Annotated in this window: 22 protein-coding genes; 10 read left to right on the top strand and 12 right to left on the bottom strand. The window is 35.7% G+C overall.

Annotated features, from left to right (window positions below; all coding sequences use genetic code 11):
• Positions 1-16: 16 nt before the first annotated feature.
• The 11 genes from rlmH to ACHRV3_RS13000 all read right to left on the bottom strand — a co-directional run bounded on the left by rlmH (position 17) and on the right by ACHRV3_RS13000 (position 14,111).
• Positions 17-490 (bottom strand): 23S rRNA (pseudouridine(1915)-N(3))-methyltransferase RlmH, encoded by a 474-nt coding sequence (rlmH, locus tag ACHRV3_RS13050; RefSeq protein ID WP_029269532.1) that lies wholly within the window; start codon positions 488-490, stop codon positions 17-19.
• A gap of 97 nt (positions 491-587) precedes the next feature.
• Entirely contained in the window at positions 588-893 is a 306-nt protein-coding gene (locus ACHRV3_RS13045) for an antibiotic biosynthesis monooxygenase family protein (RefSeq protein ID WP_395434979.1), read from the bottom strand.
• Positions 894-958: 65 nt separating this feature from the next.
• A complete protein-coding gene (locus ACHRV3_RS13040; protein ID WP_395434978.1) occupies positions 959-2,377 on the bottom strand; it encodes an adenosine deaminase in 1,419 nt (472 codons plus the stop codon).
• A 109-nt stretch (positions 2,378-2,486) separates the two neighbouring features.
• On the bottom strand, positions 2,487-2,771 hold the full coding sequence (locus ACHRV3_RS13035; protein ID WP_395434977.1) for a GNAT family N-acetyltransferase: 285 nt from the start codon (positions 2,769-2,771) through the stop codon (positions 2,487-2,489).
• Between the two features lie 5 nt (positions 2,772-2,776).
• Positions 2,777-3,172 carry an OsmC family protein gene (locus ACHRV3_RS13030; RefSeq protein ID WP_047775840.1) on the bottom strand — a complete coding sequence of 132 codons (396 nt, stop codon included), beginning with the start codon at positions 3,170-3,172 and terminating at the stop codon, positions 2,777-2,779.
• 3 nt (positions 3,173-3,175) lie between these two features.
• Positions 3,176-4,057 carry a pirin family protein gene (locus tag ACHRV3_RS13025; protein WP_395434976.1) on the bottom strand — a complete coding sequence of 294 codons (882 nt, stop codon included), beginning with the start codon at positions 4,055-4,057 and terminating at the stop codon, positions 3,176-3,178.
• Positions 4,058-4,349: 292 nt separating this feature from the next.
• A complete protein-coding gene (locus tag ACHRV3_RS13020; RefSeq protein ID WP_395434975.1) occupies positions 4,350-6,347 on the bottom strand; it encodes a heavy metal translocating P-type ATPase in 1,998 nt (665 codons plus the stop codon).
• Between the two features lie 10 nt (positions 6,348-6,357).
• Positions 6,358-7,575 carry an efflux RND transporter periplasmic adaptor subunit gene (locus ACHRV3_RS13015; RefSeq protein WP_395434974.1) on the bottom strand — a complete coding sequence of 406 codons (1,218 nt, stop codon included), beginning with the start codon at positions 7,573-7,575 and terminating at the stop codon, positions 6,358-6,360.
• Between the two features lie 11 nt (positions 7,576-7,586).
• Complete coding sequence (locus ACHRV3_RS13010; RefSeq protein ID WP_395434973.1) at positions 7,587-11,903, bottom strand: CusA/CzcA family heavy metal efflux RND transporter; 4,317 nt, start codon at positions 11,901-11,903, stop codon at positions 7,587-7,589.
• A gap of 94 nt (positions 11,904-11,997) precedes the next feature.
• Positions 11,998-12,324 (bottom strand): DUF6660 family protein, encoded by a 327-nt coding sequence (locus ACHRV3_RS13005; RefSeq protein WP_053004236.1) that lies wholly within the window; start codon positions 12,322-12,324, stop codon positions 11,998-12,000.
• Positions 12,325-13,013: 689 nt separating this feature from the next.
• Entirely contained in the window at positions 13,014-14,111 is a 1,098-nt protein-coding gene (locus tag ACHRV3_RS13000; protein ID WP_395434972.1) for a DNA alkylation repair protein, read from the bottom strand.
• Between the two features lie 404 nt (positions 14,112-14,515).
• Here ACHRV3_RS13000 and nadC point away from each other — a divergent pair, with 404 nt between their 5' ends.
• The 5 genes from nadC to priA all read left to right on the top strand — a co-directional run bounded on the left by nadC (position 14,516) and on the right by priA (position 20,205).
• Positions 14,516-15,373 carry a carboxylating nicotinate-nucleotide diphosphorylase gene (gene nadC, locus ACHRV3_RS12995; protein WP_395426088.1) on the top strand — a complete coding sequence of 286 codons (858 nt, stop codon included), beginning with the start codon at positions 14,516-14,518 and terminating at the stop codon, positions 15,371-15,373.
• Positions 15,374-15,490: 117 nt separating this feature from the next.
• Positions 15,491-16,411, top strand: a complete 921-nt coding sequence (locus ACHRV3_RS12990) for a YihY/virulence factor BrkB family protein (RefSeq protein ID WP_047775830.1) — start codon at positions 15,491-15,493, stop codon at positions 16,409-16,411.
• 3 nt (positions 16,412-16,414) lie between these two features.
• A complete protein-coding gene (locus ACHRV3_RS12985) occupies positions 16,415-16,846 on the top strand; it encodes a DUF2147 domain-containing protein (protein ID WP_047775828.1) in 432 nt (143 codons plus the stop codon).
• Positions 16,847-16,871: 25 nt separating this feature from the next.
• Positions 16,872-17,627: a subclass B1 metallo-beta-lactamase gene (gene bla-B1-FLAV, locus ACHRV3_RS12980; RefSeq protein ID WP_395434971.1), complete on the top strand. Its 756-nt coding sequence runs from the start codon at positions 16,872-16,874 to the stop codon at positions 17,625-17,627.
• A gap of 127 nt (positions 17,628-17,754) precedes the next feature.
• On the top strand, positions 17,755-20,205 hold the full coding sequence (gene priA, locus ACHRV3_RS12975) for a primosomal protein N' (protein ID WP_395434970.1): 2,451 nt from the start codon (positions 17,755-17,757) through the stop codon (positions 20,203-20,205).
• A gap of 2 nt (positions 20,206-20,207) precedes the next feature.
• On the opposite strand, the gene ACHRV3_RS12970 is transcribed toward priA, so the two are convergent.
• Positions 20,208-20,906, bottom strand: a complete 699-nt coding sequence (locus ACHRV3_RS12970; RefSeq protein ID WP_026729423.1) for a LytTR family DNA-binding domain-containing protein — start codon at positions 20,904-20,906, stop codon at positions 20,208-20,210.
• A 177-nt stretch (positions 20,907-21,083) separates the two neighbouring features.
• Here ACHRV3_RS12970 and rpsF point away from each other — a divergent pair, with 177 nt between their 5' ends.
• The 5 genes from rpsF to ACHRV3_RS12945 all read left to right on the top strand — a co-directional run bounded on the left by rpsF (position 21,084) and on the right by ACHRV3_RS12945 (position 26,115).
• Positions 21,084-21,425, top strand: coding sequence for a 30S ribosomal protein S6 (gene rpsF, locus ACHRV3_RS12965; protein WP_047775818.1), 342 nt, complete (start codon positions 21,084-21,086; stop codon positions 21,423-21,425).
• 5 nt (positions 21,426-21,430) lie between these two features.
• The gene (gene rpsR / locus ACHRV3_RS12960) at positions 21,431-21,727 is read left to right on the top strand and encodes a 30S ribosomal protein S18 (RefSeq protein ID WP_002987043.1); all 297 of its coding nucleotides are present in this window, start codon (positions 21,431-21,433) and stop codon (positions 21,725-21,727) included.
• Positions 21,728-21,794: 67 nt separating this feature from the next.
• Positions 21,795-22,235: a 50S ribosomal protein L9 gene (gene rplI / locus ACHRV3_RS12955; protein WP_047775815.1), complete on the top strand. Its 441-nt coding sequence runs from the start codon at positions 21,795-21,797 to the stop codon at positions 22,233-22,235.
• Positions 22,236-22,334: 99 nt separating this feature from the next.
• Positions 22,335-25,532 carry a TonB-dependent receptor gene (locus tag ACHRV3_RS12950; RefSeq protein WP_047775813.1) on the top strand — a complete coding sequence of 1,066 codons (3,198 nt, stop codon included), beginning with the start codon at positions 22,335-22,337 and terminating at the stop codon, positions 25,530-25,532.
• Positions 25,533-25,641: 109 nt separating this feature from the next.
• Entirely contained in the window at positions 25,642-26,115 is a 474-nt protein-coding gene (locus ACHRV3_RS12945) for a DUF6495 family protein (protein WP_047775811.1), read from the top strand.
• Positions 26,116-26,999: the final 884 nt, after the last annotated feature.

Raw genomic sequence — 26,999 nt, 5'->3', positions numbered from 1 at the left:
AACTTGAAACAAATCGTTATTGATGATGATAAGGCTCATTTCTTAAAATCGTAAACCCACGGTACAATTGTTCAATAAAAAACAAACGCACCATTTGGTGTGAAAAGGTCATTAGGGAAAGTGAAATTTTACCTTGCGCTTTGCTGTAAACCGTGTCTGAAAATCCGTAAGGACCTCCGATTACAAAAACAAGTGTTTTGATTCCGGAGTTCATTTTCTTTTGTAATTCTTCAGAAAAACCAACGCTTGAGAAGTTTTTCCCGTTTTCATCGAGTAGAATTAACTGATCGGTTGGGGTTAATTTGGAAAGAATTAGTTCTCCTTCTTTTTCCTTTTGCTGACTCTCAGATAAATTTTTTACGTTTTTGATGTCGGGAATAATCTCTAAATCGAATTTGATGTAAAATGACAAACGTTTGGTGTAATCGTCAATCAAAGTCTGAAGCGATTTATTGTCGGTTTTGCCTATGGCGATGAGTTTGATGTTCATGGTTTTTTAGTTTTTTGCCACAGATTAAAAGGATTCGGAAGGATTTTTTCTTTTTTTTAATCTGTGGGAATCTTTTTAATCTGTGGCAAAATTAATGCTATGGCTTCTTATTTTCAAAAACGGTTTCAAAATGTTCTACGACAGGGAACGGTTCGTAATAATGATGCAAAAGTTTCTTCCATTCTAAGTACGCGTCTGAAGTTCTGAAACCTACAGTATGATCTTCCAATGTATTCCAGTCTACCAATAAAAGATATTTGTTTTCTGTCTCCAGACATTTTTCTAAGCGGTGCCCTAAATAGCCTTCAATAGAAGAAATGTACTGACTTGCTTTTATAAAATCACTTTCAAATTGAGTTGCCAAATTTGGTTTTACGTAAAGATAGGCTGCTTCCAGAATCATATTTTATGTTGTAAAATTTAAACTACACCTAACAGGTTTTTAAAACCTGTTAGGTGTAGTTTAAGTTAGTTTTTAGAAAATTGATTTTCAAAAGTTTTAAATCTGGCATCCAGATCTTTCAATAGTTGTTTTTTTACAGAAGCATCCTGAATAAAGCTGTAATTGATACTGTTGTAAACATATTTTTTGATCGTTTCGTAAGTCACATCAGGATATCTTTTTGCCAGTAGAACATATTGTTCGGTCATGTTGGTTCTTAGAATTCCGGCATCGTCAGTACTGATTACAATTGGGACATTAAACTCTTTATAAAGTGAAAACGGATGTCTGTTCTCTTTTACTTTTAAGATGAATTCGTTACTCGTTAAGTTGATCTCAATCGGAATATTGTTTTTGGCCATATAACGCAACAAGTCGTATGAGTTTGCTTCGTATGCAATATCGACTCCGTGTCCAATTCTATTGGCTCCGGCAGTATAAATAGCGGAGTTAATATGCCAGGTTAAATCTTCGGGTTGCACTAATCCAAGAGTTAATTCTCCTGCGTGGAGCGTGTATTTTACATCGTCAAATTTAGAATGGCAATATTTGAACATGACCATATGAAGCCAGTAATCGTTCATAGAATTTTCACCATGTTCAGGAGAAACAATGTTTACGCCTGCAACCAATTTGCTGTCGTTTGCTGAGATAAAAGCAATAACCAGATTTTTGAATAAATCTACCGGTTCCATAAAACGTAGCACAAAGTTCTGATAACGCATGGTAAAACGATCGTCATCAATTTTTAGTTCCTTATGTAGTTTTGCGACGAAGTTTGTATTGAAATCTTCGGCGTATTTTTTAGCGTCTTTTTGTTGTAGTGATTTATACAGTTCATCTAAATACTTTAGAACTGCTTTCTCGTCTTTTTGTGTCGCAGCCTGACGGAGTTTGGTATTAAAATCGGTTAGATTAGCAACATTCATATCACATGGAATCGTTGATAATTGCGTTTCGATATAACTTACATTTTCAGCAAGGGCTCGTTTTTTTAATTCAAGCATTCCTTCGGCAAAATGCCCGTCGATTGTTGCATAAAACTTATCGAAGGAATCAAAAAACAAGTCGTCAGAAGGAACCGATACCCCGTTGTAATCTTTTGCAGACCAGGTTTGCATCACTTGCTGTTTGTAAAAATCCAGCTTTCCTTTATTTTTAAGTGAAGAAAAGGTTTCCCAGTTTCCATTTGCAGGTTTTGTTTTAGAGACCGCCATGGTTTCTAAATTCAAATAGAAATCTTCAGAAATCGCTCTTTCCAAAAGAGGTTCTGCATAAATTGATCCCGAAAAATGATGGTGTAGATCGCCTCCTTTAGGCATTTGTTGAAAAAAAGCAGTAGAAAGGGCTTCGTTGTTTCTGATTTTTTCCAAATAACGTTCAGCCGATTGAGAAAAGCCGATTTGTGCTATAAAAATACAGAAAAGTGTAATTATCCTTGTCATAGTCTAGGTTTAAATTACATGCAAATGTAGTTATTTTACAGGACTTTTGAAAAGGAAGGGGGAATATTTAAGTAAAGACGCACAGCAGTGCGTCTCTACGAGGACATTTTTATGAAAAAAGAACATCATGTATATCAGCGGTTCTATCGAAAACACTTTTGGCAAAAGGACAAAGCGGAATAATTTTAAGATCATTGGCTCTGGCATATTCAACGGCAGCCATGACCATTTTTTTACCCACTCCTTTCCCGTTGAATTCTTCGTTTACTTCGGTATGATCAATGATGAATTTGGTGTCACCGGCCCAGCTATAGGTCATTTTTCCGGCTTGTTTTCCGTCTTCGACAACTTCAAAATATCCTTTTCTTCCTTCGTTTATTTGTTGTATTTCCATGATAGTTAAAATAATGTGGTTTTGATTTCTATTGAATGTGTTAATGTTTTATGAATTGGGCAGCTGTTGGCAATGGTTTCTAAACGTTGTCGCTGTGTATCGTCTACTTCGCCGATGATTTCAATTTTTCGGGTAAATAAAGAGACATTCTGATTAGAGTCTCTTTCAAAATCGACCTTAATATTGATTTCAGAAACTTGCCATTGTTTGCGGTTGATGTACATTCGCAATGTAATGAGCGTACAGGCTGCCAATGAAGAAGCTAAAAGTTCAGAAGGACTAAAACCTAAGTTTTTGCCTCCAACTTCCTGAGGTTCGTCTGCAATTACCGTATTTCCGCTGGCAGATTTTATTTCGGTGCGATACAAGCGCGTGTCAATTTGTGCTGATATAGTTTCCATATGTTATTTCATTCGGGGTTCAGGTAAAGGAACAAACTCAGTCTCTCCAGGGACTTTTGGGAACGTCTGTTCTGTCCAGTCTCTTTTGGCTTTTTCGATTAACTCTTTATCAGAAGAAACAAAATTCCAGAAGATAAAATGTTCTTCAGGGAAAGGAGCTCCTCCAAAAATATAAACAGTAGAATGAGCAGCAATTTCAAACTCACACAACGTACTGTCGTTTGTAATCAGGATCTGTTTCGGATCGTAAACATGCTCTCCGCTTTTAATACTTCCTTCCAGGATATATAAACCACTTTCTCCATATAAATCTTTTCCAATATTGATTTTCTGAGTCGTTTCACTTTTGATTTCAATAAAATACAACGGACTATACACGGGAACCGGTGATTTTTTGTTGAAAGCTTCTCCGGCAATTAACTTATAAGAAACTCCATTTTCTTCCCATTGTGGAATATCATCTGCCTCAACATGTGTGAAATTAGGTTCCATTTGCTCTAATTCTTTTGGCAAAGCAACCCAAATCTGTAATCCATGAAGGACTTTATCGGAAGTTCTTAAATATTCAGGTGTTCTTTCGGAATGTACGATTCCTTTTCCTGCGGTCATCCAGTTTACAGCGCCCGGTTTTATTTCGAGTTCTGTTCCCAGACTGTCGCGATGCATGATACTTCCTTCAAACATAAAGGTCAGTGTAGAAAGTCCGATATGCGGGTGAGGAGGGACGTCCATATTCTGGTGTTGGTTCAGATGTGCCGGTCCCATATGATCGATAAATACAAATGGTCCGACTGCTCTTTTTTCACGAAAAGGTAATAATCTCCCTACCATAAAATTGCCAATGCTGGCGGCGCGTTCTTCGATAATTAAACTGATGTTTGACATGGTATATTTTTAAAATTGATCTTTTGACGATTGAGATTTATTGTAATTATTACTGGGGTTCTTTATAATTGGTTTGACAAAGCTACTATCATTATTAAAAATGCAACTTAATGTAGATTAAGAACAGAGTTATCATAAAAGTAAGGATAAATATTTAATTACTAAAGGCCATTTTTAAACCTAAACCTAACAGGTTTTTAAAACCTGTTAGGTTTGAAATATTTACGTAAAAAAAAGGGGTATTTATACGATTTTGTACAAATACCCCTTTTTAAATATACTTTAATTTTATTTAAAACTTCATTCTTTGTATTCTTACCGCATTTAGAATCGCTAATAAAGCAACCCCGACGTCAGCAAAAACAGCTTCCCACATGGTAGCGAGGCCGCCGGCACCCAGTACAAGTACAATGGCTTTTACAACAAAGGCTAAACTAATATTCTGCCATACAATTTGTTTGGTTTTTTTACCAATATTTATGGCGGTGTATATTTTTGTTGGCTGGTCGTTTTGAATCACGATATCGGCCGTTTCTATAGTGGCATCACTTCCTAAGCCACCCATTGCAATTCCGGCATGTGCCAGCGCAATCACAGGTGCATCATTTACGCCATCGCCAACAAAGGCAATTTTCAGGTCTTTGTTTTTTAAATCCGTAACTTTTTCAACCTTATTTTCGGGTAATAAGTCACCATAGGCCACATCGATATTTAATTCTTTGGCAACGGATTCTACCACAGCTGTTTTATCCCCCGAAAGCATGACGGTTTTTACATTTATTTGATGTAAGCTTTGAATGGCCTGTTTGGCGTCTTCTTTTATTTCATCAGCAATGAGGAAATAACCGGCATATTTTTGATTGACGGCTACAACGATTATGGTGAAAGGCGTTTGGTCTATTTCGGTATCATAACTAATATTGAACTTTTTCATTAGTTTGGTATTTCCGGCCAAAATAGCATTGCCGTCAACTGTACCTTTTAGGCCATGACCTGCAATTTCTTCAACAGCGGTAACAACACTGTTTTTTTCTGCTCCGTTGGCATAGTCAATAATGGCAGTACCAACAGGATGCGTTGATTTGGTTTCGAGTGCAGCCGTATATTTTATTAAATCAGCATCGGGAATCCCGACCGCTACCACTTTTTGAACTTTAAAAACCCCTTTTGTCAAGGTACCGGTTTTGTCCATTACAACAACCTGAATTGCCGTCATGATGTCTAAAAAGCTCGAGCCCTTAAACAAAATCCCGTTTTTACTTGCTGCTCCAATTCCGCCAAAGTAACCCAGTGGAATTGAAATTACCAAGGCACAAGGACAAGAGATTACCAAAAAGACTAAGGCACGATACAACCAATCTTTAAAAAGATAATTGTCTACAAAAAAGTAAGGCAGTAAACAGATCGCGATTGCTGCATAAACCACAATTGGTGTGTATATTTTAGCAAATTTTCGAATAAACAATTCGGTTGGCGCTTTTTTGGAAGTCGCTTCCTGAACCATTTCCAGAATTTTAGACAATTTACTATCGGTATACAAAGTGGTAACTTTTACCTCGGCTACGGCATTTAGATTGATCATTCCCGCAAGGACACTTTCGCCTTTGTTTTTGGTATCAGGTTTACTTTCTCCTGTTAATGCTGCGGTATTAAAGGAAGCCGTTTCAGAAAGAAGTTCGCCATCTAAGCCTAACTTTTCGCCTGGTTTTAATTGAATGATGTCTCCAATTTGAGCATTTTTTGCTTTAATAATTTTAGGCTGATTGTTCTCAAGAATTGTCACTTCATCCGGACGCTGGTCTAATAGTGTTTTGATATTTGCTTTGGCACGTGTTACTGCCAATGTTTGGAAAGTTTCGCCAACAGCATAAAAAAGCATTACAGCAACTCCTTCGGGATATTCACCAATTGCAAAAGCACCGATGGTAGCAATACTCATTAATAAAAACTCTGAAAAGAAAGCACCATTTCGGGCACTTCCAATTGCTTCTTTTATGACAGGAAAACCTACCGGTAAATAAGCGACTATATACCAAACAATTCTAACCCAACCTGTAAACCAGGTTTGAGGTAAATAATTGTCGAAAACAATGGCAATGATTAGTAAAACAAAACTAGTTATTGCCGGAGAAAAAAGCTGAAAAGTGGTCTGATCTCCTACTGAGTGGTCATGTCCATCGTCGTCACTATGTTTGTTATCATCATGTGAGCAGCAACCTGCTTCTGTATTTTTTTTGGGAGCTGTGTTTTGTTTTGTTTCACAGCAATCAGTATCGTCATTATGTATCATAAAATTTAGATTAGTGAGTGTGTTCTCCACCGCCTTTTTGAGCAGACAATAGATAAAAAGCACCTTGTGTAACAATTTTGCTTGTATTCGGGATTGAAGTTACAAATTTTATTTCAGTATATCCCATATCGGTAGTGCCCGGAATAACTTCAATGGCTTTAAAATGTATTTCTTCAGCTTCCTCTTTAGAATCGTGTTTTCCGCCTTTTTCGGCATGTTCTTCTTCTTGAATAAAGATGAAATATTTATCACCATTTTTTACAATTGACGCTTTTGGCAGTGCCGGAACAGTAGCGCTATTAAGGTTTATATTGGCGGACACGTACATTCCGGAGATAAGTCCTTTAGCATCATCCGGATTTATTTTGGCGTGAACGGCAACCGTTTTACTTTCGTTAGAAAAAGATTTATTGATACCGAATATTTTACCTTTTATGGATTTATTGGATTGGTTGGTCAGTATAAAATCGACTTCCTGGCCTATCGAAATAGAGCCTAAATCTTTTTCATATACATTTAAATCCAAATGCATCTGACTGTTGTCAACTACTTCAAATAACGGAATTCCGGTTTCTGCAAATGCTCCTTTGGCAATGCTAATTTTACCTACATAACCACTTATCGGTGATAGTATAGGGATTAATGCATTGTTGCTGTTTGGGCTAATATTAAGCGCCAGCAATTTGTTTTTTGCCGCTTGTGCTCGTGCTCGTTCTACAGCCAATTTTGCTTTGACCTCCTGAAATGTTTTTCGTGGATTTACATTTTCATCAGCCAATGTTTTCTGACGATTGTATTCTAATTGTAAATACTCGATGTTGGCTGTAGCCGATTTGTATTCTTCTAACATTTCTACCACTTCCAGATTTTGAATGGTAGCGAGGACTTTGCCTTTGTTGACATAAGTACCTTCCAGAACTAAAATATCTTTGACTGTACCCCCAAGTAATGTGGCAATTTTAGCGGAATTCTGAGGAGGAACCGTCGTATAGCCGTTTGCTTTAATGATCGTGTTGAGGTTACGGTTTTCCACCATTCCAAACTGAATGCCAACTGTTTTAAATTGAGCAGCCGTCAACATTACTTCATTTTCTAATTTCTCGTCTTCTTGAACCTCTTCGGTTTTTTTCTCATTACACGATGTTAGGAGTAATATGAGCATTAGAAGAAAGGCGATAGGAACAAACAGGAGGGTAAAACGCTTTGTTGTATTTTTTATATTTTTCATTATGATGAATATTAGTTATTAGAAATAGAAGGGAATTGTAAACGAATGGCACTTTGATTGTACATATTCAAAGTCTCGGCATATTGTTTCTTAATGTCAATGGCCTGATTTAAAAAACTGATATAAGTCCAATAGCTCATATCGCCATTTGAATAGCTTTTTTGGGCTGTTGTAATAATCTGCTCGGCATATTGCAGGCCTTCTTTTTGATAATAAGACAGCCCTTTTTGTTGTTTTTCAAAATCGTTATTCAATTCCTGTATTTGTAATTCCAAAGAGAATTTATTTTTCTCTAACTCCAATTCTGATTGTGTAATGTTTATCGCTGCGGCTTTGGCTCTAGCGGTATTAACGCCACCAAACAGCGGAATTTGTAAACCTGCTGTAAATCCCTGAAACAAAGATTTAGTATCAATAGTTTGTGCAAAGTACCCTAAACCCAGTTTTGGTGTTCGTAGAGCTTTATAGGTATTCGCTTCTTTCTGATACACCGAAATTTGTTGCTGATAGTACTCTGCCATTAGGTTTTCTACTTTAGACTTGTTAGCATCTGAAAGTGCTGTAAATTGTAAAGAAGTTGTAGTATCAGGCACAATATCTTCTTTAGTTTGAACAAAAAACTGCAACTGTTTTTGATAAATAGTCAAATCGTAGGCTAACTGCTCTTTTTGAGTTTCAATTTCTTTGACTTTAGCCTTAGCACTAATTACTTCGATGTTTCCGCTTTCGCCAGTCTTAAAACGCAGCTCTGCATTTTTTAGAAATAAAGCATAAATATTGAACAATTCAGTATTTAGTTTTTGAATAGAAACGCCGTATAAATATTGATAATAAGCTAATGTTACGGCTTTTTCAATTTCATAGGCAGACATGGCTTTTCGTTTTTCGGCCAATTTTACCAATTCTTCCTGCAATTGTCGGTTCGCTTTGGTGATTTTTCCGATTGGGAAATACTGCTGTACAGAAACATTGCTATCATAATCGACACTGTTAAACTGTCCGCCTTGGTACTGTATTTGCAAGGCATCCGGTTGAAAAGCAGTCTTTTTAAGAATTGTTTGTTTTTCTACTTCTTTATCGGCAATTTTTAAATTGATGTTATTAGATTTTGCTATTTCAATTGCTTTTTCCAATGTAACAGGCTGTTGGTTTTGAGCAAAAGAAAAACTGCTGATCAGTAGTAAAAAAACAGTTGCTATTGATTTTGTAATTTTTGCTTTTAGATTAATTTTTTTCTCAGACAATAAATAGAGTATAGGTAAAACAATTAACGTCAGTAAGGTTGCGGAGAATAAACCTCCAATTACAACCGTTGCTAATGGTTTTTGAACTTCGGCACCACCGCTTGTAGATAATGCCATTGGCAAAAATCCTAAAGAGGCAACTGCCGCAGTCATTAAAACGGGACGTAATCTTGTTTTTGTTCCAATTAATACACGTTGCAGCGGATCAGTGATTCCTTCTATTTTTAATTGATTGAAATAAGAAATCAAAACAATTCCGTTAAGAACTGCGATTCCAAACAACGCAATAAAACCAATTCCGGCTGAAATACTAAAAGGCATGCCGCGCATCCATAAGGCAAATACACCACCAATTGCCGAAAGCGGAATCGCGGTAAAAATCAAAGCCGCTTGTTTGGTGCTTTTAAAAGTAAAATAAAGTAGTACTAAAATTAAACTCAGTGCAATTGGTAAAGCAATAGAAAGACGTTTGTTGGCTTCGATAAGATTTTCAAATTGCCCTCCGTAAGTCACATAATATCCGGCAGGCAGTTTGAAGTTTTTATCCAATTTTTGCTGAATTTCTTCTACAACACTTTTCACATCACGTCCACGAACATTCAGTCCAATGGTAATTCTGCGTTTACCGTCTTCGCGAATTACTTGTACAGGACCTTGTTCGTATTCTACAGTCGCCACTTGCGAAAGCGGTACCTGTTGTCCGTTTGGTAAAGGAATAAACAGATTGCTCACATCAGCGATGTCGTTTCGATTGTCTTTATTCATTCGAACTACAATATCAAATCGTCTGTTTTCTTCATAAATTTTACCTGCCGCTTCCCCTGCAAAAGAAGAGCGTAGTATTTTGTTTAAGTCTTCAATATTTAAACCATACAAGGCAATTTTATCGTAATCGTATTTAATGGTAATCTGAGGTAACCCACTTACTTTGTCGGCTTTTAGATCGCCGATACCTTCGATTTTATTGATTTTCTTAATTAACTCATTGGCTTTTCTTTCCAGAACATCAAGGTTGTCACCAAATATTTTGATGGCAATATCACTTCGGCTACCGGTCATTAATTCGTTGAAACGCATTTGTATCGGCTGTGAAACTTCGATGTTGGCTCCGGGAATTTTTTCCATTTCAGCTTTCATCAATTGTGCCAAATCTTGCCAGTTGTCGGCACTTGTCCATTCCTTTTTTTCCTTCAAAACAATAATCAAATCACCACTTTCTATTGGCATAGGGTCGGTTGGAATTTCACCACTACCGATTTTGGTAACGATGGTTTTAATCTCCGGAAATTTGGCCTTCAGCATTTTTTCATATTCCGTTGTTGTTTTGATCATCTGTGATAAAGAACTTCCGGTCATGATCGTAGCATTAATGGCTAAATCTCCCTCTTCGATAGTAGGAATAAATTCTCCTCCCATGTTTTGAAAGATAATCAGAGAAAGAGCAAATAAGGCCACAGCAATACCTAAAACCGCTTTTTTAAAACGTAATGCTTTTTCTAAAAGTGGAGTATATAATTTTTCGAACCAAGCCATCATTCGGTCGCTGAAATTCGGTTTATGTTCTGTGCTTTTTGACAAGAATAAAGCACTCATCATAGGGACATAAGTCAGGGATAGAATAAAAGCTCCTATAACTGCAAAACCTACGGTCATAGCCATTGGCTTAAACATTTTCCCTTCAGTTCCGATTAAAGCTAAAATAGGCAGGTACACAATTAAGATAATAATCTCCCCAAAAGCTGCACTGTTTCTGATTTTTGAAGCCGAAGCATAAACTTCTTCATTCATTTCAGATTGTGTTAGCTCTCTTTTTTTCTTGAGTTTTTGCAAGTGGTGCATGGTGGCTTCGACAATAATCACAGCACCATCCACTATAATCCCAAAGTCGATTGCCCCAAGACTCATAAGGTTTCCGCTGACGCCAAATGCATTCATCAGAATTACGGCAAAAAGCATGGCCAAAGGAATCACAGAAGCGACGATTAATCCCGCACGAAGATTTCCTAAGAATAAAATCAATACAAAAATGACGATTAAAGCTCCTTCAAGTAGGTTTTTAGTAACTGTTCCAATAGCATTATCAACCAGTTTACTTCTGTCAATAAAAGCTTCGGCAACAACACCTTCAGGTAACATTTTGTTGATCTGAATCATTTTTTCTTTGACACGTTCCACAACAGCTTTCGAATTTTCTCCTTTAAGCATAAGGGTTAGTCCACCCACAATTTCACCTTTTCCGTCTTTGGTCGTGGCACCAAAACGAATCGCATTTCCGAGTTGTACGGTTGCGATATCGCGAATTAGAATAGGAGTTGCGTTTCGGTTTTTAACCACAATATTTCCAATATCTTTAATTCCTGACGCCATTCCGACTCCACGAATGAAATAAGCAAATTCATCTTTTTCGATATAAGCACCACCTGTATTCTGATTGTTTTTTTCGAGCGCGTCAAAAATTTCTGTGATGGTAACGCCGGCACTATTCAATCGGTTGGGATCAACGGAAATTTCATATTGTTTTACACTTCCTCCCCAGGTGCTTACTTCGGCAACGCCTTTTACGCCTTGTAGTTGAGGTACAATAATCCAGTCCTGAATCGTTCTTAAACTGGTTGCATTGTATTTGTCCTCGTAGCCTTTTTTGGCATAGACGTCATATTGGTAAATTTCACCAAGACCCGTTGAAACAGGAGCTAATTCGGGTGTTCCGGCATATTTGGGAATGATTTCCTCGGCTTGTTTAAGCCTTTGAAAAACTTGTTCACGTGCCCAATATGTATCGGCACCTTCTTCAAATACAACCGTAACAACTGATAGTCCAAAACGGGAAATACTGCGCAGTTCGATTACTTTTGGTATCGTTTTTACCGACTGTTCAAGAGGGTAGGTGATCAATTGTTCGACTTCCTGGCTTGCCAATGTTGGCGCTGTAGTGATAATCTGTACCTGATTGTTGGTAATATCAGGGAGAGCGTCCAGCGGTAGGTTTTTAAGGGAATAACTTCCCCAGGCTATAAGAATCAGGGTAATTAGAAGTATAATGAATTTATTCTTTATACTAAATTGTATAATGTTATCTAGCATTTTTTTGGATATAATGAATGAGAAATCAGACGAAATCGGCCTGTTTTTTTGTGGTAAGTCCACAACACATCTACCCGAAATTACTCGGGCTACATTATACTATCTGAGGCGGTTGCCAGATACTTCCGTAAAAATTAGAAGTAAGAATGGAATGGTAAGAGGATAAAGGTTTTTTAATAAGTAGTGTAGGCTTATTAAAAGAAAATGAAATAACAGGAGTTGTGCTTAGTATTTGCACAGCGCAACAATTACAGCTGCAAAACGGCGGACAAAGATCCGATCCTTTTTCGTGAGACTGATCATCAATTTGGCTTACTTTTTCTGTTGCAGGTGTAGTTGCATCAGTAGCTAGCGTATCTGCACAAGGCAAAGACGATAGCACGATTAAGTAAACTGATAATATGATATTAATCCATTTCACGGGGTAAAAATAAGGATAAAATTTTGATGGTTTATGAAAAAAATATATTTTTTGGCAGAAAAATAACATTTTTGTAGAATCTGTTTTAACCGCAAAGTGCGCGAGGATTTACGCAAAGGACGCAAGGGCTTATGCAAGGGTCGCAAAGACCTTTTTACTTATGTGTCAGGCTGAGCGAAGTCGAAGCCCCTTTTTGTTCAACCAGCCTTCGACTTCGCTCAGGGTGACAATTGTATGAAATAGTAAATGATTGTTGTTTTGTAAAAGTTGTTTAACCGCAAAGCACGCAAGGGCTTACGCAAGGACCGCAAAGACCTTTTTACCCTTGTGTCAGGCTGAGCGAAGTCGAAGCCCCTTTTTGTTCAACCAGCCTTCGACTTCGCTCAGGGTGACAATTGTATGAAATAGAAATGATTGTTGTTTTGTAAAAGTTGTTTAACCACAAAGCACGTAAGGGCTTACGCAAGGGCTGCAAAGGCCTTTTTTACCCATGTGTCAGGCTGAGCGAAGTCGAAGCCCCTTTTTGTTTAACCAGCCTTCGACTTCGCTCAGTGTGACAATAGTGTTAAATAGAAAATGATTGTTGTTTTGTGAAAAATGTTTTAATCGCAAAACAAGCAAGGGTTAGGCAAGGGCTGCAAAGACCTTTTTACCCATCTGTCAGGCTGAGCGAAGCCGAAGCCCCCTCCTTAAACCAATTCAAAAGACAAAGTCTCGCTTTCCGTCCCATTAATAATAATCGACAGCTCATGAATTCCGATATGAAAAACACGAGTGGTGATTATTTTAAAAGATTGATTTCTCTCTACTTTGATTAATTCTTGCGATGGATAGATTTTCTCGCTTATTTTAAAGACTTTTTTGGCTAAATGACCTTTTGCTTTTTTGTAGTGAACGGCATATTCTAATCGTACCGTTTTTGGGGCTTTATTATTGTTTTTTAAATGAAATTGAAACTGTAAGTAGTCTCCGATTTTTACAACAGGAGTTTTGATTTCAAAACCGGTAAGTTCAATATTAGTGCTTTCTAAGCCATAATGACTCAATATTTCAGGATGGCCTTGTTTGAGCAAAGTTCTGCAACCGTGTTTGATAATTCCGTCGGTTTCTTTGCTGATTCCTTTCCATTTATTGGCAATTTCAAGGACGATCTGCGGATTGTCTTTGACAATATCATTCAGGTTATTGGCTACACTTCTGCGTACATATTCGGAGGAGTCATTTTTAAGATTTTCTAAAATAGGCAGTATAGAAACAGGGTCTTTTTTTAAGAACGGAATTGCCATTGCCCAAGGTAATCTCGAACGGCTTCCTTCGCTGGCCAATCGTCTGACATGATGATTTTCATGTAAAGACCATTTTACCATTTCAGCAATCATTTTTTCTTTGTATTTTAAAATAAAAGGGCGAACGGCAAATTCACAACTAATGAATTGGGTAATGGAAACAAAGGCTATCGTCGAAGTTTCAAAATCCTCCAAACCGTAAACTTCAATATAATCGGCAAAAAAGATAAAGGCCAGATTACCGTCTGTAAATTTGTTTTTCTTTAAGTTTTCAATGATTTTATCAATTAAAGCAACCGCTTCCGCGAAATTTTCAGGCATAAATTGATGAAAAACAACAGTGGTATGTTTCATGCGGTCTTTCCATTCTTTTTGGGTAAAATCACCTTCGTAAATAGTGTCAATGAATTTCTGCTTGTCAAATGCCGGATGTACTTCGGCTACAGTCTGACTGAATTTTTCATAGAAAGCAACCGAATAAATGTCTTTAATTAATCCCATAATTTTGTTTGAATGAATTTCAAAGATATTTAATGTTGAGCGATTTTTTATCGATTTTCGTATTAAGTTTGGTCCGGTATTCAAGGTCTGGAAACCTGGTAAAAAAGTCTTGGGAGTGATTATTGTAATCATAACTAAGATGCATTCGGTGAGACATTCTAAAGCAGAAAAGTAGTAGTAGATCTTTATGAGGTCTTAATTTTTTCTATTGGTTTTATGAAGATTGTTTTCTAAGAAATGCTTTTTTGAACTATTGAAAATTGATTTTCAGAGGTGTTGCAAGTTTTTACTATTTTTCTTTCAGGAATTTGCGTGAATTTTGTTGTTTTAAAATTTTTAGCGTTTGTTTCACTTTCAAATCCCCAAAATATGTCCTACTTTAGCATCTTATAAAATTTTAAAAAATGATTAGCGACGTACAATTTCAAACCGAATTACAACTACTTATTAGTAACGCTATTAGAGAAGATGTAGGTACAGGCGACTATAGTTCGTTGGCTTGTATTCCTGAAGCCGCACATGGCCAGGCTAAGCTTTTGGTGAAAGATCAAGGGATTATTGCCGGTGTTGCATTGGCTAAAATGATTTTTGAATATGTAGATCCGGCATTAAAAATTAAAACTTTTATAGAAGATGGTACACATGTAGAATACGGAGATGTTGTTTTTGAAGTTTCCGGAAGCTCTCAGTCTATTTTAAAATCAGAAAGAGTCGTTTTAAACACCATGCAACGTATGTCTGCAATTGCTACAAAAACGGGGCAATATGTGGCGCTTTTAGAAGGAACAGGGGCTAAGATATTAGATACTCGTAAAACAACTCCAAATTTCAGAGTAGCCGAAAAATGGGCCGTAAAAATCGGAGGAGGTAAGAACCACCGATTTGCACTGTACGACATGGTAATGCTGAAAGACAATCATATCGATTTTGCAGGCGGAATTACACTTGCCATAAAGAAAACCAAAGACTATCTGAAGGCTAATAATTTAGATTTAAAGATCATCGTTGAGGCTAGAAATTTAGATGAAATTCGTGAAATTTTGTTAAGCGAAGGCGTTTACAGAATTTTGATTGATAATTTTAATTATGAAGATACTAAAACCGCAGTGCAATTAATCGGTACCAAATGCCAAACAGAATCTTCGGGAAATATCAACGAAAAAACCATTCGCGAATATGCTTTATGTGGTGTAAATTTCATCTCATCAGGTGCACTAACACACTCTGTTTACAATATGGACCTGAGTCTAAAAGCTTTCTAGCAGCGATCTGAATTGTAAATTATCAATTAAAGACAGAAAACAGGACCCCAATCTAAAATCTAAAATCTAACCTCTACAATCAAAAATCTACAATCAAAAATCTAAAATGATAAAAGTATGTCTCAAGAGATAGAAGATCGGATTGAAAAAATTCCGGTATTGCGTTCTATAGTGCGGATTTTTAAGAGAATAAAATTGCCCTGGCTAGAGGGGTTTTCGTTATATGATTTATTGGAATTATATACTTTAGGGATTCTTGAAGGCGCATTTTCGTATCATGCCAGTGCTGTTTCTTTCAGTTTTTTTATGGCCTTGTTTCCTTTTGCGTTGTTCATTTTGAATTTAATTCCTTTTATTCCGATCGAAGGATTTCAGGCCGATTTTTTGCAATTTGTGCACCAGGGGGTTCCTCCAAATACCTATGATGCTATCAGTAAAATTATTAGTGATATTTTAAATAATAGTCATTCGGGTTTATTGTCTTCGGGATTTTTGCTTTCTATTTTTTTAATGGCAAATGGAATTAACGGGATTCTTAGTGGTTTTGAATCCTCTAAACATGTTTTTGATAAACGCGGTTTTTTTAGGCAATATCTGGTTGCATTAGCTATCTCGCTAATTATGACCATTATTTTGTTTGTGACGGTTGCAACAATTGTGGTCTTCGAGGTTTTTATCCAGAAAACAATTATTCAGGATGTGTTGAGTGATCGTATTCCGCTGATTATTTTAGGTCGTTATGTGTTTGTAATATTGATGATTCTGATAACATCTTCGGTATTATTGCGTTATGGTACTAAGCAATACAACAAAGTGCCATTTATTAGTATAGGGTCTGTTTTTACGACGGTCTTAATTGTTATATCTTCGTTCTTTTTTGGGATTTGGGTTATAAAATTCTCAAAATACAACGAACTTTATGGTTCTATTGGTACATTATTAATTCTAATGTTTTATATTTGGATAAACTGTATGATACTGTTATTGGGGTTTGAATTGAATGCCACGATCAGAAAATTAAAACAAAAAAACAAATAAATTATGAAAAATTGGATGTTAACGATTGGGGTGTTTTTTCTAACATTAGGTACAATTCAAAGCCAGACTGTTATTGGAAAATGGAAAACAATTGACGACGAAACAGGCGAGGCAAAATCAATTGTTGAGGTCTATGAGAAATCCGGAAAAGTATACGGTAAAATTGTAGAAATACTTCGTGCAGACCATAAGAAGGATGTATGTGTAAAGTGTGACGGTGCAGAAAAAAACAAGCCAATTTTAGGCATGATTATTATAAACGGTCTTAAAAAAGACGGTAGTGAATACAATGGCGGAACTATTTTAGATCCTACAACTGGTAAAAAATACAAATGTTATATCACTTTAGAATCTGTAGATAAACTAAAACTACGTGGTTATGTTGGACTTTCGATTATGGGAAGAACACAATATTGGTCACGAGTAAAAAACTAAAAAATCATTTTTTTAAATCGTAAAAATGCGAAAATTAGGATCGATACTATTTTTCTTAACCATGCTGTCAAGCAGTTTTGGACAAACTAAGAATTCGTTATTACCCATAAGTCATCTCACAGGTGACTTTTATGTTTATAAAACTTTTCATGATTATAAAGGAACGCTGATTTCTGCAAACGCCATGTATCTTGTAACAGACAAAGGAGTTGTATTGTTTGATACTCCCTGGGACGTAACGCAATTTCAGCCCTTGCTGGATAGTATAAAAGCAAGACATAACAAAAAAGTGATCATGTCTTTTGCGACACATTCTCACGATGACAGAGCTGGAGGGATAGAGTTTTACAGACAAAAAGGAATTAAAACCTATACCGGAAAAGCGACTGATGCTATTTTAAAGAAAGAGAACAAACCAAGAGCGGAATTTGTACTGCCAACTGATACTACGTTTACGGTTGGGAAATATAAATTTGAGGTATATTATCCCGGAAAAGGCCATGCACCGGACAATATTGTAGTTTGGTTTGCTAATGAAAAAGTGCTTTATGGTGGTTGCTTTGTGAAAAATGCTGATGCAGAAGACTTAGGGTATTTGGGAGATTCTGATGTCAAAGAATGGGAGAAATCAATTAAGAAAGTGCAAGCGAAATTTAAGAACCCGAAATATATTATTCCGGGGCATGAGGATTGGGCAGATATACGCTCTCTGGATCATACGCTGGAGCTGGTCAATAAATATAATGCTGAAAAAGCCTCAGGCAAATCAGATAAGAAATAGTTTGTAAATTCAGATAAGACGAAACACTCTCTGTTTTTTGTTATGGCTGAATTGATACTTGTGTTTAGAATAAAAAAATGTATAGAATAATTGAATCTGTAATTGTTCTGAAATCATATAAAAATCGATGTATTTTATTGAAGTTATTTTACCGCTTTCCTTAGCTAAAACTTTTACATATAGGGTTTCTGAGGCAGAATTTCATTTTATTAAAAAAGGAATGAGGGTAGCGGTGCCTTTTGGTAAAAGCAAAGTTTATACGGCACTGGTTCTCGATGTCCATGAAAATGCCCCGACTTTGTATGAAGCCAAAGAAATCCACCAGATTTTAGATGAAAAACCTATTGCTACCGAAACCCAGATAAAACACTGGCTTTGGGTGGCAGATTATTATATGTGTGGTATTGGTGATGTGTACAGAGGTGCATTTCCGGGTGGATTATTGTTAGAAAGTGAAACAATTATTTCGCATAAAGCAGCTGTTTCAGTCAATCAAAACGAACTTTCTGATGAGGAATTCCTGATCTATGAAGCTTTGCAGCAACAGAGTTCTTTGAAGGTTCAGGATATTATTTCGATTTTAAACAAAAAAAGTATTTTTCCGGTGCTTCAAAAAATGCTGGATAAAGACATCATCGTTTTAGAAGAAGAGATAAAAGAAGGGTACAAACCGAAGCTTGTTCGATATGTAAAATTACACAGTAAATATGAAACAGACGAAGGTTTGGGACAGCTACTGGAAGTGTTGAAGAGTGCAAATAAACAAAAAGAAGTAGTACTGGCTTATTTCCAGTTAACCGCATCAGAAAAGAAGCCGGTTACCGTAAAAAAAATGATTGAAGTTTCACAGTCTACATCGGCGATGGTGAAAACACTCATTGAAAAAGAGATTTTTGAAGAATATTTTCTACAACAAGATCGTGTTACGTATCAGGGAAAAGCTTCAGAGAGTCAATTGCAGTTGAGTGAAGTTCAAAACAAGGCATTTACTGAGATTAAAGAAATTTTTGCCGAGAAAGACGTTTGTCTGCTTCATGGTGTGACATCCAGCGGTAAAACTGAAATTTATATAAAATTAATTGAAGAGTATTTAGAACTCGGGAAACAGGTTTTGTATTTGTTACCTGAAATTGCGCTTACAACACAATTGGTTTCGCGGTTGAGATTTCATTTTGGCGATAAAATTGCTGTTTTTCATTCAAAATACAGTAATAATGAAAGGGTAGAAGTCTGGAAGCAAACATTAGAAAATGCAGCTAAAGCACAGATTGTGATAGGAGCAAGGTCGGCTTTGTTTCTGCCGTTTGTCAATTTAGGTTTTCTAATTGTAGACGAAGAACATGAGCAGACATTCAAACAAACAGACCCTGCGCCACGATATCATGCCAGAGATTCGGCTGTAGTGCTGGCTAATTTTCATAAAGCCAAAGTGTTGTTGGGATCGGCAACACCAAGTATAGAAACCTATTTTAATACACAAGCCCAAAAATACGGTTTGGTATCCCTTACGGAGCGTTACAATAATGTTCGAATGCCGGATATTGTTTTGGTTGACTTGAAAGACAAGCATTTCAGAAAAAGAATGACAGGGCATTTTAGTGATGTGCTGCTCGAAGAAATATCCGAAGCATTAATGTTGGGGGAACAGGTGATTTTGTTTCAGAACAGACGTGGTTATTCACCCGTAATAGAATGTCTTACTTGTGGGCATGTTCCGCATTGCCAGCAGTGCGATGTAAGTCTGACGTATCATAAACATAAAAACCAGTTGCGCTGTCATTATTGTGGTTATGCAATTGCTAAACCTACACATTGTCATAGTTGTTCGAGTATTGATTTGACTACAAAAGGTTTTGGTACCGAACAAATTGAACAAGAATTAGGATCTCTTTTTCCGAAAGCTAAAACCGGAAGAATGGACCAGGATACCACCCGTGGTAAATTTGGTTTTGAAAAAATTATTGACTCTTTCAAGAATCGGGAAATTGATATTTTGGTAGGAACTCAAATGCTGGCCAAAGGTTTGGATTTTGATAATGTGAGTCTGGTTGGGATTATGAATGCGGATAATATGTTGCATCATCCGGATTTCAGAGCTTTCGAGCGCAGTTTTCAAATGATGACGCAGGTTGCCGGAAGAGCCGGAAGAGCCGAAAAACAAGGGAAAGTGGTGATTCAAACCTATAATCCAAATCACAATACCATTCAACAGGTAACGACTAATAATTATATAGGTATGTATAAGGAACAATTATACGATCGTCAGATCTATAAATATCCGCCTTACTTTAGAATTATTAAGCTGACTTTGAAGCATCGCGATTTTGATAAATTAAAGGAAGGTTCAATGTGGTTGTATCAGGTGTTGAGTCAAAACCTCAATATGCCTGTGCTGGGTCCTGAAGAACCTGCAATAAACAGAATAAGGAACGAATACATCAGAACGATCTTAATTAAAATTCCGCAAAATCTGCCTTTGGGAAGTACAAAAAAAACTATTCAGAAAATGCTGAATAGTTTTGAAGCGGTTGGACAATACCGACCTATTAAGGTGGTAATAAACGTCGATTTTTATTAAAATTAAGACGAAGTAGAAAGAGCTTTCACTAAGTCTTCTTTTTTGTTTCTGCTTAAAGGTATTTTTGTGATTCCTATTTCTGCAAATTTGCTGTTAAATCGTTCTACTTTATCGATATTGATGATGTAGGACTTGTGTACACGAATAAACTTGTCTTTTGATAAATCATTTTCAAAAGATTTCATTGTAGAAAGAACCAAATTGCTGTCGTCTTCGGTTACTACTCTTACGTAGTCTCCAAAAGCTTCAATCCATTTGATTTTCGCAGTAAAAATTTTAAGTTTCTTAAGATTACTTTTGATGAAAATATGTTCACCTTCTTCTTCTTTTACTTCTTTTTTAAGCAGATGCATGTCAATGGCTCTTTTTACGGAGGCATTAAAACGGTCTACGGCAATAGGTTTTTGAAGATAATCGGTAGCATCATAATCAAAAGCTTTCAAAGCATATTCAGCTTTGGAAGTAATGAATATAATCTGCGGCTTGGACTTTAGTCCGTCAAGGAAGTCAAAACCGTTAATAACAGGCATTTCAATATCAAGGAATATTAAATCTATATTATTTAAAGAGATACAACTTTTGGCTTCAATCGCATTCGAGAAGTCACCGATTAAATGCAAACCTGGGTGATTATTGACTAGTTTGGCGATAATGGTTCTTTGTATAGAACTATCATCTACAACAACACAGTTTAGTTTCATAACATTCAAATTTAGAATAAATTCAGGATAGCAGTAGTAAATATATTATTATTTTAGTAAAAAAACTAAATTTAGATTTTATTTTTTGCTTTACAACGAATAAACGTAAAAAAGTGTTGGATATATAAATAAAATGTCTACTTTTGCACCCAATTTTAACAAATAAATATTGTATTTATGAATCATTATGAAACTGTTTTCATTTTAAATCCCGTTTTATCTGAGGTTCAGGTGAAGGAAACAGTAACGAAATTTGAAGAATTTCTTACTAGTAGAGGAGCTGAAATGGTATCTAAAGAGGATTGGGGTCTTAAAAAAATGGCTTACGAAATCCAAAACAAAAAAAGTGGTTTTTATCACTTATTTGAGTACAAAGTAGCTGGAGAAGTCCTAATTGCTTTTGAAACTGAATTTAGACGTGATGAGAGAATTATGCGTTTCTTAACTGTAAGTTTAGATAAACATGCGATCTCTTGGGCTGAAAGAAGAAGAACTAAATTAAAATCTACTAAAGCTTAATTATTATGTCTACAATAGAGCAATCTGCAAAAGGAAAAAAAGACGGAGATATCAGATATTTAACGCCTTTAAACATTGAAACTAACAAAACTAAAAAGTACTGTCGTTTCAAAAAATCAGGAATCAAATACATCGATTATAAAGATGCTGATTTCTTATTGAAATTCGTTAACGAACAAGGAAAAATTCTTCCTCGTCGTTTAACTGGAACTTCTTTAAAATACCAAAGAAAAGTGTCTGTAGCTGTGAAAAGAGCACGTCACTTAGCTTTAATGCCATACGTGGCCGATTTATTAAAATAATTTAAAAACTCAGTTGTTGGTTTCCCGTTAAAACGGAACCTAACTTCTAAAATATAAGGACAACAACATGGAACTTATTTTAAAACAAGACGTACAAAACTTAGGTTTTAAAGATGATGTAGTATCAGTAAAACCAGGTTACGGACGTAACTTTTTAATTCCTCAGGGATTCGGTATTTTAGCTACTCCTTCTGCAAAGAAAGTATTAGCTGAAAACCTAAAACAAAGAGCTCACAAAGAAGCTAAAGTTGTTGCTGATGCAAGAGCGTTAGCTGAAACTTTAAAAGCTCTAGAGATTAAACTTACTGCTAAAGCTGGTGGAGAGAAACTTTTTGGTTCTATCACAAACATCGATATTGCTGACGCATTAGCTAAATCTGGTAACGCTATTGATAGAAAATTCATCACTAGTGGTATCGTAAAACGTACAGGAAAATATGCAGCTAGCATCCGTTTACACAGAGATGTTATTGTTGAATTAGCGTACGAAATTATTGCAGAGAAATAACAGACCGTTAACTTTTTGTTAATAAAATATAAGAATCACTCCTCGGAGTGATTTTTTTTTGGTTAATTTTGAGATTATAACTCACACAAAACCAAGAAAATGAAAAAATTATTTGCACTATTGTTATGTGTTTTCAGCCTTACTGTTGGTTTAGGGCAGACTACAACATCGAGTATCAAGGGTATTGTAAAAAGTTCAACCAACGAACTGTTGCCCGGAGCTACGATCCTGGCGATTCATACTCCGACGGGTTCAAAGTACTCTTCTTTGTCTAATGAAGATGGAAGATTTAATATTTTGAACATGAGAATTGGCGGCCCCTATAAGATTATTGTCACTTTTGTTGGTTATCAGAATCAAGAGTACAATGATGTTTATCTTGATTTAGGGAAAGTTTTTAATTTAGATGTTCTTTTGGCCAGCGAAAGCCAAGCTTTGGAAGAAGTTAAAGTAGTGTCTAAAAATAAAGTTTTTCAAAGTGGAAGAACAGGCGCTGAAACCACAATTGGCAGAAGAGAGTTAACCGCCTTGCCTACCATTTCGAGATCAGCAGAAGACTTTACTCGATTGGAACCAACTGCCAGCGGAGGATCCTTTGGAGGTAGAAACGATCAGTATAACAATTACTCTTTAAACGGAGCGATTTTTAATAATCCTTTTGGACTTGACGCCGCAACTCCGGGTGGGCAAACCAATGCTCAGCCTATTTCATTAGATGCAATCGATCAGATTCAGGTGGCGACTGCTCCTTACGATGTTACCTTATCCGGTTTTACAGGGGCTTCTGTAAATGCTGTTACCAAATCCGGAAGTAATGAGTATCATGGTACTGCTTATGTATTTTATAGAAATCAGGATTTAACGGGAAGTAAAATAAAAGGAGAAAAAATATTTGTACCCTCTTTAGAACAAACTCAGGCCGGGTTTAGTTTAGGTGCTCCGATTATTAAGGATAAATTATTCATTTTCGGGAATTTCGAAATTGATAAAAGAAACGATTTAGGCTCTAACTTTATCGCTAACAATAATGATGGAGTTACCGGAATCAATGAATCCAGAGTTTTAGAGTCCGATTTAATTGCAGTATCAAATGCGCTGATGAATTTAAAAGACGCCAATGGTAATAATTTTAATTACAATCCGGGTGCTTATCAGGGATTTATTCATGAATCAAATTCAACAAAAGGAATTATCAAGTTGGATTGGAATATTACGGATAATCATAAACTGGCGCTTATTTACAATTTTCTTGATGCTTCAAAAGATAAACCGGCACACCCAACTGCTTTAGGATTCAGAGGTCCAAATGCTTCTATTCTTCAATTTCAGAATGCAGGTTATCAGATCAACAATAAGCTGAGCTCTTTTTTATTGGAACTAAATTCAAAATTCAGTGAATCTGTTTCTAATAAACTTCAGGCAGGATATACTTATTTTAACGACTTTAGAGATCCGTTTTCATCTCCTGCTCCGGTTATTAATATCCAGGACGGATCGGGATCAAATTATATTATAGCAGGTCATGAACCTTTTTCTATCAACAATACACTTAAACAAAGAGTAATTCAGATTACAGATAACCTGACCTATATTAATGGAAGTCATGTGTTTACTTTTGGGACTTCTTTTGAGAAATTCAACTTCGAGAATTCTTTCAATTTAGCCGGTTATGATAATTTTGGAAATCCAAATGGGTATGCAGGGACTTTCTTTACGCCTTATTTTACAACGCAGGCTTTTTTGGATGATGCAGCTAAACCCTATGCGACAAGTATCATAGCTCAGAACATGCAATATGCAATAGATACGTATAATTCTAAAGGGAATTTTAAAGCCGGTGAAGATCATGGTTGGAAATTAGCAGAATTAAACGTTGGACAATGGGCTTTTTATGCACAGGATGATTGGAGTATCACGGATAATTTTAAATTGTCAATAGGATTAAGAGCTGATAAACCTTTGTATTTTAATACCGCAGATCTGATTCAGAAATATATAGATACGGATAATGGCGGAGCAGGAAGAGATTATAGTATTAAATATTATGACCCGTCAAACGGACAAGTGACGCCGTTAATTTCTACCAATTTGCCTAGTGATAAAATTTTGTGGTCGCCAAGACTTGGTTTTAACTGGGATGTAAGTGGTAATGCAACATCACAGCTTCGTGGAGGATCGGGGATTTTTACAGGTAGAATTCCTTTTGTTTGGCTAGGGAATCAGGTAAGTGGTGCTGATGATAGCTTTTTGCAGATTATGGATCCGGATTATAAATGGCCGCAAGTTTGGAGAACCAGTGTAGGTTATGATCATAAATTTGAAGGGAATTATATTTTAACTCTTGATATGTCTTATAACAAAGATATTAATGGTGTTCACGTACAAAACTGGGGTTTAAAAGATCCGACCGGAACTTTAGGTGGTGTTGACAGCAGACTAATTTATACAGCAGCTGATAAGGGAACAAACAATGCCTACGTAATGGGAAATTCCAATAAAGGATTTGCGTTTAATAGTTCGATTAAACTTCAGAAAACTTTTGAGAATGGATTTTATGCCAGTGTAGCATACAATTATTTAGTATCTAAAGATGTGAACTCTATTGAAGCAGAGATTACGGGAGATGCATTTGCTTTTAATCCTGCATTAGGAAATGTAAATAAGGATGTGCTTTCTAATTCTAAATATGGAGATAACAACCGTTTTATTGGTGTAGCATCAAAAAAATGGAAATACGGACGCGATAAATGGGCTACGACAGTTTCTACTTTCTTTGAATATGCCAGAGGGGGACGTTTTAGTTATACCTATGGAGGAGACATTAATAACGACGGATCGGGAGTGAATGATTTGATTTATATCCCAACGACTGCTGAAATAGGACTAATGACATTTACGGGAGGAGCTGCACAAGGAGCTGCTTTTGATAAATTTATTGAGCAGGATGATTATTTAAGAGACAGGAGAGGAGAATATGCAGAACGTTACGGCGCAATTTCTCCGTGGAGAGGGAAATGGGATATGAAAATTTTACAAGATTTTAATTTCAAAGTCTCATCTGCCTCAGAAAAAAAGAATACCATCCAGTTTAGTATTGATATTTTGAATGTTGGAAATTTGCTTAATTCGGATTGGGGAGTTGTTCAGGTGCCTACAAGTGTTCAGCCTATCGGTGTTTCTGTTGTTGGAAATACGCCAACTTATACCTTTACCAATACACAAACAAAAACATTTAGCTACGATGCCAGTCTGAACTCCAGATGGCAAATGCAATTTGGTGTTAGATATATTTTCTAATCGAATAAAGATATTGTAAATTTGCCCCCTCAATTGAGGGGGCTTTTTTTGTTTAAAAATTTAGACGTTTATAAAGCTATTTAGAGGGGTTTAATTTGAAAAAATAATAATGAAATACGCAAGATTAACAAAAGAGCAATTTGACGAGCTACACGCAGAATTTTCAAACTTTTTGGCCACGCAAACTATTGATAAAGCAGAGTGGGATTCTATTAAAGAAAACAAACCTGAAGTTGCAGAACAGGAGTTGGATGTTTTTTCAGATTTAATCTGGGAAGGTGTTTTATCCAGAGCTGAATTCTTGGAGCATTTTTCCCGAAACCATATCTTTTTGTTTCAATGTTTCGAAACGCATGTGCAATCAATAGTTTTAAAAGCATTGGTTCCTGAAACTGATTTTCTGACCAAAGAGGGTTTACAATGGTTGAGTGACAATATGTTTACGGATAATATTGAAATGAAAGTTGGAAAAAAGGTGTTTACAGAAGACAGAAATGCTTCTATTTTTGAATTGATTCAGCAAGGTGCTTTTTTAAGTGACGGGCAATTATTTAAACAAATCAATACGATTATAGAATCATAACCATTTAGAAAGTACTGAAAGTATAGAGGAGGTAAACGATTGATGTTAAATTGTTTACCTTTTTTTGGTTTTTTAACTTTTGTTTAAACTTTTTTTCTTTTTTTACCCCGTATTTCTACCTGCTTTTTTGTGAAATATGCAATACAACCTGTTTTTAGAGCTAAATTGTAAGTTTTACTTTTCAAATTTGCACTTTAGCTGTTATTCTGATCAATCGTCGAGTTTTATTTGTAATACTTTACTTTCTTTTTGTGTTTTAGTAAAACTATTTTTATTTTTTTTAACGTTAAACGAAGTCGCTTTTGGTATAAAAACTATTGATTTATATGCCATTTAGAGCATTTCTTTGTTCATTAGTATGAATTTAGTATAGTATACTCAAAAAAACATACTTGTTTTATATTTTCCTTTTTTATAATTTTAAGTAGTGAAAGTTAAACAAAATGCTTTTTTGTACTTTTTCAAAAATACCTATTAAATAGTAAGTAATCTGATTACTTCATTAAAGAAGAGACAGGTTACAATTTTATGTTTTTTTTGCAGGATTTTAAATTTGAAGATTTTAGTAATAACTTAAATTAATCTGCTTATGGAATTGACATTTACTTTCTTTATCGAGTTTACATTTGGTGTTTTTATTATTCTAGCTTTACTCTTTATTTACAGAATTAAAAGTAAGACGTCTTCGATTCTTAATTTTGATTGGATTGTAAACTTTTTCCAAAGATTTTCCCGTTACGTCAATTTTGTATTTTCAAACCCCAGTCAGCGGTTTGTTAATTAGCAGTTTTATGCTAATGATATTTCTTTAATTAAGAAATAGTATTTATTAAAATTAATGTATTCAATTTTTTAGAGTCAACTCTAAATAAAGAAGTTTATAG

This window comes from Flavobacterium sp. FlaQc-49, from assembly GCF_044005985.1.
GTDB lineage: Bacteria > Bacteroidota > Bacteroidia > Flavobacteriales > Flavobacteriaceae > Flavobacterium > Flavobacterium cupriresistens.
The sequence above is the reverse complement of the archived record's forward strand: the minus strand, read 5'-3'. Positions and strand labels throughout refer to the sequence as shown.